Below are 13,593 nucleotides of genomic sequence, written 5' to 3'. Positions count from 1 at the left end.
TTGCTCAAATTTACGCCGCATCAGCTCTTCTGTGTCAACTGCTGCACCAACAACTGTACCCCTAACGCCAGCAACCCAACCGCCACTATCCCAAATATCCCAGTTCCCAAAGCAATCACACCTACAACTAAGGTACGCACCGCAGAGGCGATATTCACTACCATCGGGTTATCTGAATGAATAGGTTTAGTGGCAAAAGTTGTGGCTATAGCAATCATCAGAGAGTACGCTGCATACCCAAGTCCCCCGGAAATCACCGCTCCAGTTATACAACGTAACGGAGTTGGTTGAACCTGCGCTTGAGTCTCTGCTTGTTGTGTTAAATTTTTGTCACTCATAAAATCTTCTTTGTCCTTTGGGGTTCGTATCTGAATCCTTACATCGATGATGCCACCTGAACCCCATGTGATGTCATCCGTGCCACAAACAATTCTAAATCCTCATCAGCAAGAGTCTCCCTCACTTGAAGTTTAACTTTTTCCGCCTGCTGTTGCGACTCACAAATAGCAAATACACTCGGACCAGAACCAGACATCATTGTTCCCAAAACACCAGCACTTGCAAAAGTCTCCCGCAGTTGCAATACTTGCGGATGTGCTGGTAACACCACGCGCTCTAAATCATTGTGCAGCTTTTGAGCAATCTCCGTTGCGTCCTTATTTAAAATAGCTTTTACTATTGGTCCGGAATGTATAGCTGCTGCACGGGCTGACAAGCTGTCGGTATCTTTGAGATAGGAATCACCAAACTGTTGTCGATAGGTTTTGTATGCCCAAGGGGTAGACACTGCAAGGCTACGATATTTACCCAATACTATATATATGTTGTCTAAACTGGGAAGCGCAGAAAGTTGCTCACCTCTTCCTGTGGCGATCGCCGTTCCGCCAGCGACACAAAACGGCACATCTGAACCTAATTGCGCTCCCAATTCCTCTAACTCTGATTGAGTCAGTCCTAGCTTCCAAAGTAAATCTATCCCTACCAACACTGCTGCTGCATTCGTCGAACCCCCAGCTAACCCCGCTGCAACAGGTATGCGCTTGTTTATGGTGATGTTGACACCGCCATACCTGGCAAAGGCGTTTGGAAACTCTGCCGCCATGAGTTCTGCTGCTTTGTATGCAATATTACTTTTGTCTAATGGAACTTCCGGATGGGGGCAACGAACGCTTATGGCTTGATTGTCGCTTGCTTCTAAATGAATTTCGTCCGCTAGGTCGATACTTTGGAGTATCATAACTAACTCATGATAACCATCAGGGCGAGCGCCAATGATTTCCAGGTATAAGTTGATTTTGGCAGGGGCTATTAGGGTGTAGGAACGCATTTTACAGTGCTTACGTAAGTTCTTAGGACTTTTGTACAGACGCACTCTCATGAAAGCGTCAAGACAAATCTCCTAACTCATTTGCTAGAGCTACCCATTGACTAACGCTGAGTTCTTCAGCGCGAGCTTGAGGATTTATCTCTAATTTTTCCAGCAATTGTGACAGGCGATCGCGTTCTACGAGCGATTGCAAATTATTTCGTAACATTTTACGTTTTTCCCCGAATCCCAACTTCACCAAAGTTTCTAATCGTCGCGTGTCTGTGGCTTGTGGTTCAAATTGGCGTGGAACAAGGCGCACGACTGCTGAGTCTACCTTGGGTGGTGGGTAGAATGCTCCAGCTGGTACGGTATAAATCAACTCGCACTCTGCCAAATACTGCACTCGTACTGATAGCGCCCCAAAAGCTTTTGACCCTGGTTTTGCTGCCAGCCTTTGAGCAACTTCTTTTTGTACCAATAGCACTATCGAGTCATAAGGTTCAAGGTTTGGGTTGGCAATTGTACCCAGTAGTTTTTCTAGAATTGGTCCTGTGATGTTGTAGGGAATATTGGCAACAACTTTATTCTGGTTTTGAAAAGCTGGAAATGGTGCTAGCAAGGATGGTAAATCTAGCTCTAGAAAATCTCCTTGCACAAGTAAAAAATTTTCTTTGCGTCCGAATTCTTTTGTCAATACCTTACACAAGTCTCGGTCTATTTCCACCGCCAGCAAAGATTGTACCAACGGTAATAGGCGGCGAGTCAGGATACCTGTACCAGGACCAATTTCCAGGACGCAGTCAGTTGATTGTAATTGGGAAGCTTGAATAATTTCGTTGAGGGCTTTTTCACTTTTGAGCCAATGCTGAGCAAATTGCTTACGCGGTTTTACCTTTTCTGTCATGCTTTTAGCCTTGTTCAATTTCCATTACTTTTGTAACAATCGATGTCTACTAAGAGATCAGCGGTGACTCTCAATACGGTTCGGATAAGACTTGATCCCCCCAACCCCCCTTCTTAAGGGGGGCTAATTTCCCCCCTATAAACGGCTAGAGGAGATCTTTGAAGGATGAACATGGCGTTCCCGTACTGTATTGGGGTGACTCCAGGATCAACTAGCATAGCAATTACCAAGCATTGAACTGAGACCCAGCAATGGCAAAGATGCTCATCGAAAGGCAACAACAGGGGCATATGTAGCCCCAAACAAGGCACTTTATTTTAGTCAAGTACGGAATTCCGTATAGATTTATTACTGTTTATACTCCTAAATAACTTTGTCAAGTTATTGCAAACTTTATTTACAAAGCTTTACTATTGTTTACAACAGAGAGAAAAAGGAAAAAAACCATGACGGCACGCAGCTACGTAGTAGAAGAAGGGAATCGATTGAACAATTACGCAATTGAACCCAAGATTTATGTGGACGAAACCCAGAAGTTTGGCTTCACTGAGTATGCTGAAAAGCTCAATGGGCGTTTGGCAATGATTGGCTTTGTCTCACTTATCGCGCTCGAAGTTCTTACCGGACACGGTTTGATTGGGTGGCTCAGTAGCTTGTAAATATAAAGCTGAATTCTTAGAAATTGATCAATCTATATAAATCAAATTTGGAGAAATAACGATGAGAACTGACTTTGACTTTCCTAAAGCGGACTTACTTGGACCTGTTGTGTTTAGACCTGATTTCAATAACTTTGAAGTCATCAGCGCTAATCAAGCTTGGTCATTGTTTTTCACCGGCGGTCAGGAAGATAAAGCACTGGGACGAAATGCTGAATTGGGTAAATTTTTCACTAACCTGCTGATTGCTATCACAGTGGCTGGGAGTCTGGGGGGAGCTGTTTTCACTCACCTTGCATGAATAAGCTCTGTCCAGATTATCGTTAATACGAACTATTCTCAAAGCCCTGGTCAACGTAACCAGGGCTTCTTTTTTTAGCGGTAAGTTGGAACTAGAGGGCGATCGCCATATACGCGAATTGTTGACAATAGCCCAATGAGATATTGAAGATAATGAAAGCCATTGGCAATGATAAATTTTTTGATAAATTTGATATTTCCTTATGATTTTGGGAATTAAAGCGATCGCTCTAAACGGTTGTATGTACATCAAATTGAAACTAAACCGTTTAGGCAAGCATACTTGTTGCAGTTCAGTACGACAATCCCACTTTGGCAACAACTTTTCTATATTTCCGCCGTGACTTACTCCCGTTACATAACACCTACCCAAAGCTACCCATAATTGGACTTTTCTACACTTTGGGTTTCGTTTACTTCCTTGCTTCATCCTGGCAACGTCGGCGTTAACCAGTCCACAGGCTAGCATCGTCTAACTGACGACTCTTGACAAATTGATTGCAGCGTTTAAATCGCGGTCAATGACAAAGCCACAATGGCTGCATTCAAATACTCGCTCACTCAAAGTGAGCGTTTCTTTCTTTGTTCCGCAGCTAGAGCAGGTCTTGGAACTAGGAAACCATCTATCAACCCCAACCAGCTTTGAGCCGTACAACTGGCACTTGTAGGTTAACTGTCTACGGAACTCGAAAAAGCTCATGTCAGCGATAGCCTTAGCCAATTTGTGATTAGCCATCATACCGGATACATTGAGGTCTTCAATTACTACCGTGCCGTGGTTCTTGGCAAGCAATGTTGTTAGTTTGTGCAATGTATCTTTGCGGATGTTGGCAATCTTTCTGTGCAATCTAGCTATTTGAAGGAGCGCTTTTTTCCAGTTAGCTGAACCGATGATTTTATGACGATGCAACCATTGCATTCTGGATAGCTTGGCTTCGTACTTTTTGTAGGATTTAGCTCCAAGTACTACCTCACCAGTAGAAAGAGTAGCAAGGTTTTTTACACCAAGATCAACGCCTACAACGCTCTTGGAAGTGCATTCTTGAGTTTCTACCTCAAACCGGAAACTGATAAACCATCTATCAGCTTGACGAGATATTGTGCAAGATTTAGTTATTACCTGTGGTAGTCGTTCATAAGTTTTGAGAACACCAATAACAGGGACTTGGATTTTGTTATTGCTTAAAATTTTAACTGTACCTTCCAACGTAAAAGAATCACGTTTACCTTTTTTCTTAAACTTTGGAACACCTGCCGTCTTGTTAAAACAACGTTTCCAAGATTCGCGCAACGCCATTAAAGCTTGTTGCGGAGTACTTTTTGAGCATTCGTAGTACCACTCATTCTCAGACTTAACCAACGCTACTAACCACTTATGCAAGTCGATAGCAGTGGGAAACTTAATTTTGGATTCGGGATTCGCTTTGTTGTGATCTAAAATCTGTTTAGTCAGAGCAAGTCCCCAATTCCAAGCATGGCGTGCTACTCCACAATGTTTTGCTAGTGCCGTACGTTGCTGATTGTTTAGTTTCAGTTCTGTTTTGAATCCGAGCAACATGGCAACTGTTTAATCCATTCTCTAAGTGCTTGTGATTTATTCCATCCTTGACTTTCGGCATAAGCTTCAAGCTTGTCTAACTCTTGTTGAGTTAGCAGTATCTTTAACCATCTATCTCTTTTTGGCATAATCTTTTTGTGCTTATAGTTATATTATGCCAATTATATGACTATAAAGTCAGTAGTGAAAACCATACTACAACCGAACAAGTTTGAAAAAAGCTACCCAAAAATCAGTAGCAATGGGTAGCTTTGTCCAGAAAATAAGTTACAGTTCCTAGCCCTTTTGCTTCTTCGCTAATTTCTGTTGCTTGCGTTTCAGATTTCTTTCATGTGAGGAAGGGAAATTCTCACCCGCCTTGGTTAAGCCGAAGTTTTAGATTAAGTTTTATAAAGAAATAGCAAATCTTGCGTAATTTCCTTTGTTTGAGCTGAGAACTATAACATATGCTGCAACAACAATCACGAATACTCCCTGCACTGTCATTTTGTCAGGCGGGGGTTTTTCTATCTTGTGGAAAACGCACTTTTCCAACTTTTCTACCGTTGCTTATGGTGAGTATTTATACTTATTTTTTACGTCTGTGAAGAAATGATATTTCTTAGGTAAAACAATTTAACTGACACTGAGAACTAACTAGAGGTTCATTGGGTTAACATGAAAAACACATTTTAATAATACAACGAGTGCAAACTTGAGTGATTACATTGGGAATACTTATGAATTATCATATTTATGATTAGCCATTAATTCTAATATAGAGAAATAGCAAAGATTCAAGAGATATTAGTGTATTTCTTGATTTTTTCCATATCAATTCTAAGTGTCATGCTAATAGGAAAACATTAATAATATGGAAGAAAAACCATATTTTGCTCCACGAAATTCAGGAGAACAAGATAACTCGAATAAATTGAGTAGGGACAACGAGCCTTTATTGGTTCACTTGCATGAATCCAAAGCTTTAATAAATGCAATTGATAAGTATGAGCAAGCTGTTAAACTATATATTGACCCAGAAATCAACCGTGAAGAGACTATTTTGATAGTATCGGCTCTGATTGAAAAATTGGCAAATTCTCTGCCCAGGTATCTTGAACAAGAGCCAGGCATGAAACAGGGGCTGATGGATGTCATTAAAGAGATGCGAGAAAAAGGTTTTCCAATTAATCAGTCTTTAAAAGAGCAATTTATTAAGTTTGTTGTTGGGATGAAGAGTATGATTCAACAAAGTTTAGCAAAAACTTTTTCATTCATAAGGTCTACTAGAACTTGAAATTCTTTGACAATTGCGTCAATACCTCTGTAATTATTGCATGGCTCTATCATGCTACCAAAACCTGCTCGACTGTCAGCGTGAATTCTGGAAAAGTACGCGACACAATTCTATCTTGACCTCAGTATGCAGTAGACATGAATGCACCAAAATTGACAGAACGATTTGAAGCAGCATTGATATATGCCACTCGCTTGCACGCAACCCAAACTCGCAAACTTGGCAACGTTCCTTACATTGCACATCTGTTAAGTGTGGCGGCTTTGGTACTCGAAGCAGGAGGAAATGAAGATGAGGCGATCGCCGCCCTTTTACATGATGCTGTAGAAGACCAAGGAGGCAAAGCGACTCGTGAGGAAATTCGCCAGCAATTCGGCGAACAAGTTGTGGAAATTGTGGATGGTTGCACAGAAACAGACATCACACCCAAACCCCCTTGGCTAGAACGCAAAACCCGCTACATAGAACATCTGCGCTATGCTTCACCATCAGTGCGACGAGTGTCGCTTGCTGATAAACTTCACAATGCTCGTTCCCTACTAGCAGAATGGCAACAACAAGGCGATGTGATCTGGAGTCAGTTTAACGGTAGCAAGGAGGATACATTCTGGTTTTATCAGTCCTTGGTGCAGGTATTTCGGGAGACTGGTTCTGACAGGATGACTGAGGAATTGTCACGAGTTGTGTCTCAACTGTTTCAGCAAGGTTGATAGGTAGTAGCCTGTCAATAATTTTATAGCCCGCACAGGCGGAGAGAAGTCCTGCAGGCGGTGAGACCAGTGCTGCAGGAGGGTTTCCCTCCGCAGGCAACTGGCGAATCCGAAGGGGTTTCCCAACCTAGGGAACTTCGGGGCTTAGTTTGTATAGCCCCAAAATTCTATTCTGAAGGTATTGAACGAGAATTTGGTATCACCTTCGTACTTTGCCCCTAATTCAACCGTGAAATCAAGTGTTCGCCAACACGCAACGCATTAGCCATAATTGTCAGCGTTGGACTAACCGCAGCACTCGATGGGAAGAAACTACCATCCACAACGTAGAGATTATCGACATCATGAGTGCGACAATTAAGGTCGAGAACAGATGTTGTCGGGTCTTCTCCAAAACGGAGAGTACCACACTGATGTGCCACCACTCGAATCGTCGTATTGCTATAAGGATAAATGCCCACCGGGCTGTTTGTATCTTTGTCTACTGCTTTGAGTACTTCTGTCCAATGATAAATCAGGCGGTCATGAGCCTCAACATTATTCGGCGTGTAATCCAAATGCAGCTTAGAACCATCCACGCGCACTCTATTGTTGGGGTCGGGTAAATCTTCCGTCTGCAACCACCAACCAATTGTACGCGATGCCAACTGCCGCAGCCCAAGCCCTGGCATGAATCTTGACAAAAGAGCCAACAAGGGTGGTGCTTCAGTCAGAATCATCTCCTGAAGAAGATTACCCGTATTCTGGATATGACCCATCGGATATTCAAAATCCGAGTATCCCCAGTAAAAATCGTGGACGCAAATCGTCTTTTGGAACACCGCAGGATTGGGTGCGGGACTGAGTTGCACCACTGCTGACAGCAGGTGTTTCATGAAATTGCGTCCCACCTGATCAGAACTATTAGCTAGTCCGGTGGGGTGCTGTTCATTTGGCGATCGCAGCAACAACGCCGCCGAGTTCACAGCACCACACGCCAGCACAACAATATCACCAAAGAACAGATAAGAGTGTCCAGCAATTTCCGCTTCGACAGCTTTGACTTCTCGACCAGACGGAGTAGTGTGTAAACGTACGACTTTAGCATCTGTCTTTAGTGTGACATTGGGAAACTCCAGGGCTGGAACAATTCCTGTTACCTCAGCATCACCTTTGCCATCAACCTTACAGGGAAACCCATCACAAGTTTTACAACGGATACAAAAACTCTCATCGGCATCGCTTTCATTCAGCTTTAAGCCCAAAGGTAGATGTGATGGATGCAGCCCCTGCTTAGAGATAGCATCGCAAATTTGCTGCATTCGGGGTTCGTGACTTACCGGAGGACAAGGGTAATCTTCGCTGCGAGGAGGTTCTGTTGGGTCGTCTCCTTGTTTACCGTGGACAGAGTAAAGCTTTTCTGCTTCGGTGTAGTACGGTTCAAATTCCTGGTATTTGACACACCATTCTGGAGAGGTGCCATCTTGATGTTGAACCTTCTCAAAATCCTTTTCCCGCATGCGCAGCAAAGCGGCACCATAAACCTTAGTGTTACCACCAACCCAATAATTAGTTTGGGGACGAAAAGGCTCTCCTGAAATGTCGTACCATTGTTCCTGAGCGTTATAGCGTCCTTTTCCAAACACCTCGACAGCATTCCAGTTTTCATTCTCTTTGGGTAAGAAATTTCCTCGTTCCAAGACGAGAATCTTCTTACCTGTGGGTGCAAGTTTGTGTAATAATGTACCTCCACCTGCACCTGTACCAACGATAATTAAGTCATAGTGCTGGTCATCAATAATCATAGGAATTCTCCTCTCTTAAGGGTGTAGGGATGTAGGGATGTAGGGGCGCAAGAACGTATGGCGTCCTACGGGTGTAGGGGAGATATAGCAATTCTCTGTTCATTGCACGCACTCGGAACCTCACCCCCTACCCCCCTCTCTCCGCAAGCAGAGAGGGGGAACATTCGCCCCTCCTCGCTTGCGGGGAGGGGTAAGGGGTGGGGTCAAAGCGTACTGCATCGAAACGAGAACCGTTATATTCATTGCCAGACATAAATGAGGACAAACAAAATAATCCAGATGACATCAACAAAGTGCCAGAACAACGATGTTGCATTCACACCAAAGTGACCTGAGTCATAATTACCAGGAATGAACGAGCGAGCAAAAATAATCAATTGCAATATAATGCCGCTGAGAACGTGTAAACCGTGGAAACCAGTCAGCAAATAGAACATCCCACCGAAGACACCTGTGGTAAAGCCAAAAGCAAGATTGCTCCATTCAATCGCCTGTCCAACTAGGAAGTAAGTTCCCATAGCGATCGTTGCTAAAAGAAACAGGCGAAATTTATTCAAGTCGTGGCGTGCTAGGGCGCGTTCTGCCAAGTAAATCACAAAGCTACTTGCAACAAGAACCACCGTGTTGATGCCAGGTTCTTTAATTTCCAATCCGGAAACACCAGCTGGTAACCAGTCGGGAGTCGTAGTTTTGTAGACAATGTATCCGGCGAAAAAACTCAAGAAAATCACACTTTCTGAGAGCAAGAATACAACAAAGCCGAACATCTTGTTGCCTTCTTCGTCGTGGGTATGCTCATGCACAGATTGCTCTAACTGTTCTGCAATGATAGAACTGTCCATTGATCGAATTCTCCTATATATAGCGCTGCTCATTTCAAGGAAGTACAAATCTATCTGTATTTATCTGTATTTATCTGTGTTCATCTGTGTCCATCTGTGGTTCATTATTTCTTTCTATTTGCAAACAGCTATATAAATAAACGGTGTAGGGGTGTCAGGGAATAATTTTGAATTTCTTTTACACCCTAAGAGCCTAAAGCTTTGTGCCCTTACCCCCTGACACCTCTATTTGTGACCATTCGCTTGACTAGCTACTAACGGTTCAGACTTCCCGTACCCGTAAGGTTCAGAGACAACGACAGGAATTTCCTCAAAATTCTCTACAGGAGGTGGCGAAGAAACCATCCACTCTAGTCCAATTGCTCGCCAAGGATTTTTAGGAGCCTGCTTTCCATGCATCCAGGAAGCAATCATGTTGACAATGAAGGGCAAAGTGGACATCCCCAGCAAAAACGCTCCGAGACTGGCAATAATGTTCCAGAATTCATACTCTGGGGCGTAAGAAGAAACCCGACGCAACATTCCTTGCAATCCTAATGGGTGCATTGGAAAGAAGTTGAGGTTAGTGCCAATAAATGCCAGCCAAAAGTGCAACTTGCCCCAGCTCTCGTGGTACATACGCCCAGTCATCTTGGGAAACCAGTGGTAAATAGCAGCGTACACTCCCATCGTGACTGTGCCGTAGAGGACGTAGTGGAAATGACCTACCACATAGTACGTATTGTTGACGTGAACATCAACCGGAACAGAGGAGAGTGTGATACCAGTAATACCCGCGAAGACAAACAATATTAATCCACCCAGTGCAAACAGCATAGGTGTATTCAGCCGCAACTTGCCTCCCCAGATGGTTGCAACCCAAGCAAACACCTTAATACCCGTAGGCACAGAAACGAACATTGTCGAGAGCATGAAAATCATCCGCATCCAGCCTGGTGTACCGCTGACATACAAATGGTGTACCCAAACCAAAGCGCTGACGCCAGCAATCAAGAGTGATGAAATTGCAACCACTTTGTAACCAAACAAAGGTTTGCGAGCATACACAGGAAACAGTTCGGAAAAAATTCCGAAGACGGGCAGAATGATGACGTAAACGGCAGGGTGCGAGTAGAACCAGAAAAAGTGTTGGAAAAGAATTGCATTTCCTCCTTTAGCAGGGTCAAAAAAGCTCGTTCCAACCGTCAGGTCGAACAGAAGCATCACCGCACCCGCAGTCAATGCAGGTAGTCCAAAGAGTTGGATAATCTGAGCGCTAAACACTGCCCAGACAAACATAGGCATCCGGAAGAATGTCATGCCTGGTGCCCGCATCTTGACAATTGTTGTTACGAAGTTGACTGCACCCATAATCGAGGAAACCCCCGATATTGCCACAGCCAGAAGCCAGACAAATTGCCCATTGATCAATTGACCTGATGGGTTTTGCAAACTGACGGGAGGGTAAGACCACCAGCCCGCTTGTGCTGGACCGCTTGGGAGAAAGAAGCTCACCATCAGCAAAGTTCCGGCGATTGGAATCATCCAGAAGGCAGCAGCATTCAAGCGGGGAAATGCCATATCTCGCGCCCCAATCATCAGTGGCACAAGGTAGTTAGCAAGACCTGCCAGCACTGGGAATGTCCAACCGAATAACATCACCGTGCCATGCATGGTGAACATGGCATTGTAAACTGTGCGGTCAACGAGGTCTGATTCTGGGGTCATCAGTTCCCCTCGAATCACCATTGCAAATATGCCGCCAACAAGAAAGAAAATGAAAGCGCTAACAATGTACTGGATACCAATGACCTTGTGGTCAGTGCTGAAGCTGAAGTATTGCTTCCAGCCTGTTGCAGTTTCGTGGTGAGGTTCCGCACCACTCATGCTGATGTCTTTGACAGAAATATTGGTCATTTGTCTTTTGTTTGTTGTTGATTGTTCGTTTGTACTCCTGTCACGCTGGAAGATTACTTAATAACGAACCGCCAAGACGCCAAGAACGCCAAGGAAAAGATAAGTAATCTTATACCGGGAAGGGAGTAGTTGTTGGTTGTTGACCACTAACCATTAACTAATTGCTGTAATTGACTACAGGAGGCTGTGCAGGCTCAACTGTAGCCCAGCCAGTTTTGATCAGTCCCTTTGTTTCCTGGGTATACTCGGCAACTGCCTGATTAGGTGCAGGGGATGGTTTGTGCGTTGCTATTTCGGCAAGCCACTTATCGTAATCTTCAGGAGAATCAACAACCACATTCGCCTGCATCGTCGCGAAGTAAGTACCGCTGAATTGGGAATCGGTCAATTGATATTTGCCAATGCGGACGGGAGTGAATTCAAAGTCAATCTTGCGTTTGGGAATGATATCTTGCTTGAGTCGGAAAGCAGGAATATAGAAGCCGTGGAGAACGTCTTCTGATTGCAGTGCTAAGCGAACGCGGTGATTGGCGGGTAAATGCAATTCGGTACTGGTGACACCTTGATTTGGATAACGGAACACCCAAGCCCACTGTTTGGCATTGACCTCAATGTTTTCTACGGGTTGAGTTGGGGAGTTTATTGGCGCAGCATACGCTGATTCCATTCCCATTGGCATATGTAGGTGGACAACCTCCATCGGACCGCGAATTGCCATTTGCTCGTAAACTTGGTAGCTGTAGCCTGCAATCCATAAAACGACCAAAATTGGAATAGCTGTCCAGACAACTTCTAGCGTGACATTCCCTTCAATAGGGGGACCATCTCTAAAGTCATACTTGCCTGCGCGATGGAAAGTCACAGAATACATCAAAGTTGCAGTCACTCCCAGGAAGATGAATGCGCCGAGTGTGACTAGAAAGCTAAACAAATCATCTATCAGCTGCGATTCTGCTGCCGCTTGTGGAGGAAGCCAGGAATAAGCTTGCTGCCCTATCCATAGACTAGCAGCCGTGAGAGCGATCGCACTTACAATTAATATCAAAACATTCCAGATTTTCATAGCAACAAAAGTCATTAGTCATTGGTCATTAGTCATTAGTCATTGGTTAGTAGTCACTAGCACTCGTACAAATGACTAAGGACTAAAATCATTTACTTCAGCAAGGTGTTGGGGTCAAGACCCAATCGCAACAACATATCGGCGGTATTATGTACGCCAAACTCCGCAGCTAATTGCGCTCCTAGTGTTCCATGTAGATACATCAGCAACATGATTGTCACCCCAGAGAGCAGATAACTCCACTGCACTTGTTGGCTTTCGTTTTTGCACCAAACGTAGCGCTGTAATCCTCTCCAGACAGTCATACCAACAATCAGGGCTAATAAGAAGACACCACCGACACCATGCCAGAGCATTGTTTCCAGCGGGTGCAATCCCCAAGCACTCTTGAGATCAGATGGTGCTTCTGCCAGCATGATTTCGTAAAAGCCTGCTGCTACAGTAAAAAAGGTGATGATGGCAGAAGCCAGCATATTGAACCAGCCAACATCAAAGAAATTGGAGCGAACGACGGGAATTACCAAAAATTTGAAGACTGGAGTTTGGAGGTGGAACAGTACACCAATGAAATCAAAGGCAATTCCAATGATGAACAAACCTAGCGTGAGATGAACCAAGTTTGGATGAATTGGTATTGCGTAGGGCAATCCGTTTGCGCCAAGATGCGTTTTTAATTGGTCAATAACTTCAGCATTCATTGCAACAACCCCTCTTTTAGTGCTTCAACAACTGGCACTGTATGCAGTCCATACACCCAAACGAGTTTGTCTCCGAGATACACTTGTATACCAACTAGAACTGTCAAAATAAATCCGATTGCAAGATACGAAAACGGTACTTTATATGGAGTGCGAATACGAATCACATAGCGCCAAGCTGTAATCGCTGCAAGGATTCCTGAAAGCGACCAGCCAAGCAGTGTATGTAAATTCAGCACTGACTCAACGGCATCGTAAGGTTCTGCCAAGCCTGCTTCAAACTGACCAAAAATGATGGCGATGAAGATGGAAATTGTGGCGAAAAACATATTCCACCAACTCGCTTCAAAAAGACGGTATTTCCCTGTGAAAAAGCCAATGACATCGCAAACAAAGGCAAACAACACCATCGCAATTACGAAGTGTACAACGATGGGATGAATCGTATCGGGATACGGTAAATTGTGGTCGTTCAAAGCCGGAAGATACTCAAACATAATGGTCTCCTAGACATATTTTCTGAACCATTTGCTATTTGAAGACAGCAAATCATGTATTCAGCGAATACTGTTTATACTGAAGTTTATCAGTCTA

At 44.1% G+C, this 13,593-nt stretch carries 14 protein-coding genes; 4 read left to right on the top strand and 10 right to left on the bottom strand.

The window, feature by feature from the left end; all coding sequences use genetic code 11:
• Positions 1–20: 20 nt before the first annotated feature.
• Genes AACT52_RS07770 through rsmA form a run of 3 tightly spaced genes read right to left on the bottom strand, consistent with a single transcriptional unit; the run spans position 21 to position 2,213 of the window.
• Positions 21–338, bottom strand: coding sequence for a DUF3082 domain-containing protein (locus tag AACT52_RS07770; protein WP_073630028.1), 318 nt, complete (start codon positions 336–338; stop codon positions 21–23).
• Between the two features lie 38 nt (positions 339–376).
• Positions 377–1,327: a 4-(cytidine 5'-diphospho)-2-C-methyl-D-erythritol kinase gene (ispE, locus tag AACT52_RS07765; RefSeq protein WP_073630195.1), complete on the bottom strand. Its 951-nt coding sequence runs from the start codon at positions 1,325–1,327 to the stop codon at positions 377–379.
• A 58-nt stretch (positions 1,328–1,385) separates the two neighbouring features.
• Positions 1,386–2,213 carry a 16S rRNA (adenine(1518)-N(6)/adenine(1519)-N(6))-dimethyltransferase RsmA gene (gene rsmA, locus AACT52_RS07760; protein ID WP_073630026.1) on the bottom strand — a complete coding sequence of 276 codons (828 nt, stop codon included), beginning with the start codon at positions 2,211–2,213 and terminating at the stop codon, positions 1,386–1,388.
• Between the two features lie 446 nt (positions 2,214–2,659).
• On the opposite strand from rsmA, the gene AACT52_RS07755 reads away from it, so the two are divergent.
• Together AACT52_RS07755 and AACT52_RS07750 are read left to right on the top strand one after the other, a co-directional pair.
• Positions 2,660–2,872 carry a chlorophyll a/b-binding protein gene (locus AACT52_RS07755; protein ID WP_073630024.1) on the top strand — a complete coding sequence of 71 codons (213 nt, stop codon included), beginning with the start codon at positions 2,660–2,662 and terminating at the stop codon, positions 2,870–2,872.
• A gap of 61 nt (positions 2,873–2,933) precedes the next feature.
• Positions 2,934–3,173, top strand: a complete 240-nt coding sequence (locus AACT52_RS07750) for a hypothetical protein (protein WP_073630022.1) — start codon at positions 2,934–2,936, stop codon at positions 3,171–3,173.
• Between the two features lie 471 nt (positions 3,174–3,644).
• On the opposite strand, the gene AACT52_RS07745 is transcribed toward AACT52_RS07750, so the two are convergent.
• Positions 3,645–4,730: an RNA-guided endonuclease InsQ/TnpB family protein gene (locus tag AACT52_RS07745; RefSeq protein ID WP_073630020.1), complete on the bottom strand. Its 1,086-nt coding sequence runs from the start codon at positions 4,728–4,730 to the stop codon at positions 3,645–3,647.
• Positions 4,731–5,583: 853 nt separating this feature from the next.
• On the opposite strand from AACT52_RS07745, the gene AACT52_RS07740 reads away from it, so the two are divergent.
• Positions 5,584–6,006, top strand: a complete 423-nt coding sequence (locus AACT52_RS07740; protein WP_073630018.1) for a hypothetical protein — start codon at positions 5,584–5,586, stop codon at positions 6,004–6,006.
• 137 nt (positions 6,007–6,143) lie between these two features.
• On the top strand, positions 6,144–6,716 hold the full coding sequence (locus tag AACT52_RS07735; RefSeq protein ID WP_073630016.1) for an HD domain-containing protein: 573 nt from the start codon (positions 6,144–6,146) through the stop codon (positions 6,714–6,716).
• Between the two features lie 218 nt (positions 6,717–6,934).
• Here the strand turns inward: AACT52_RS07735 and AACT52_RS07730 are convergent, their stop codons facing one another.
• From AACT52_RS07730 to AACT52_RS07705, 6 genes are all read right to left on the bottom strand, one after another.
• On the bottom strand, positions 6,935–8,500 hold the full coding sequence (locus AACT52_RS07730; RefSeq protein ID WP_073630014.1) for a GMC oxidoreductase: 1,566 nt from the start codon (positions 8,498–8,500) through the stop codon (positions 6,935–6,937).
• A 239-nt stretch (positions 8,501–8,739) separates the two neighbouring features.
• Complete coding sequence (locus AACT52_RS07725; protein ID WP_073630012.1) at positions 8,740–9,342, bottom strand: cytochrome c oxidase subunit 3; 603 nt, start codon at positions 9,340–9,342, stop codon at positions 8,740–8,742.
• Positions 9,343–9,567: 225 nt separating this feature from the next.
• Positions 9,568–11,238: a cytochrome c oxidase subunit I gene (ctaD, locus tag AACT52_RS07720; RefSeq protein WP_073630010.1), complete on the bottom strand. Its 1,671-nt coding sequence runs from the start codon at positions 11,236–11,238 to the stop codon at positions 9,568–9,570.
• Positions 11,239–11,395: 157 nt separating this feature from the next.
• Positions 11,396–12,301: a cytochrome c oxidase subunit II gene (locus AACT52_RS07715; protein WP_073630193.1), complete on the bottom strand. Its 906-nt coding sequence runs from the start codon at positions 12,299–12,301 to the stop codon at positions 11,396–11,398.
• A gap of 92 nt (positions 12,302–12,393) precedes the next feature.
• Positions 12,394–12,999: a DUF2231 domain-containing protein gene (locus AACT52_RS07710; protein ID WP_073630008.1), complete on the bottom strand. Its 606-nt coding sequence runs from the start codon at positions 12,997–12,999 to the stop codon at positions 12,394–12,396.
• Positions 12,996–13,496: a DUF2231 domain-containing protein gene (locus tag AACT52_RS07705; RefSeq protein WP_041033465.1), complete on the bottom strand. Its 501-nt coding sequence runs from the start codon at positions 13,494–13,496 to the stop codon at positions 12,996–12,998. The genes AACT52_RS07710 and AACT52_RS07705 overlap by 4 nt, the downstream gene beginning before the upstream one ends.
• Positions 13,497–13,593: the final 97 nt, after the last annotated feature.

Source organism: Scytonema sp. HK-05 (assembly GCF_963872035.1).
Lineage (GTDB): Bacteria > Cyanobacteriota > Cyanobacteriia > Cyanobacteriales > Nostocaceae > Kalymmatonema.
This window is presented reverse-complemented; position numbering and strand designations above follow the sequence as displayed.

Bases quoted from the DNA above. Each gene is read 5' to 3' on its own strand.
- AACT52_RS07770 (WP_073630028.1), bottom strand. From the start codon at position 338: ATGAGTGACAAAAATTTAACACAACAAGCAGAGACTCAAGCGCAGGTT.
- ispE (WP_073630195.1), bottom strand. From the start codon at position 1,327: ATGCGTTCCTACACCCTAATAGCCCCTGCCAAAATCAACTTATACCTG.
- rsmA (WP_073630026.1), bottom strand. From the start codon at position 2,213: ATGACAGAAAAGGTAAAACCGCGTAAGCAATTTGCTCAGCATTGGCTC.
- AACT52_RS07755 (WP_073630024.1), top strand. From the start codon at position 2,660: ATGACGGCACGCAGCTACGTAGTAGAAGAAGGGAATCGATTGAACAAT.
- AACT52_RS07750 (WP_073630022.1), top strand. From the start codon at position 2,934: ATGAGAACTGACTTTGACTTTCCTAAAGCGGACTTACTTGGACCTGTT.
- AACT52_RS07745 (WP_073630020.1), bottom strand. From the start codon at position 4,730: ATGTTGCTCGGATTCAAAACAGAACTGAAACTAAACAATCAGCAACGT.
- AACT52_RS07740 (WP_073630018.1), top strand. From the start codon at position 5,584: ATGGAAGAAAAACCATATTTTGCTCCACGAAATTCAGGAGAACAAGAT.
- AACT52_RS07735 (WP_073630016.1), top strand. From the start codon at position 6,144: ATGAATGCACCAAAATTGACAGAACGATTTGAAGCAGCATTGATATAT.
- AACT52_RS07730 (WP_073630014.1), bottom strand. From the start codon at position 8,500: ATGATTATTGATGACCAGCACTATGACTTAATTATCGTTGGTACAGGT.
- AACT52_RS07725 (WP_073630012.1), bottom strand. From the start codon at position 9,342: ATGGACAGTTCTATCATTGCAGAACAGTTAGAGCAATCTGTGCATGAG.
- ctaD (WP_073630010.1), bottom strand. From the start codon at position 11,238: ATGACCAATATTTCTGTCAAAGACATCAGCATGAGTGGTGCGGAACCT.
- AACT52_RS07715 (WP_073630193.1), bottom strand. From the start codon at position 12,301: ATGAAAATCTGGAATGTTTTGATATTAATTGTAAGTGCGATCGCTCTC.
- AACT52_RS07710 (WP_073630008.1), bottom strand. From the start codon at position 12,999: ATGAATGCTGAAGTTATTGACCAATTAAAAACGCATCTTGGCGCAAAC.
- AACT52_RS07705 (WP_041033465.1), bottom strand. From the start codon at position 13,496: ATGTTTGAGTATCTTCCGGCTTTGAACGACCACAATTTACCGTATCCC.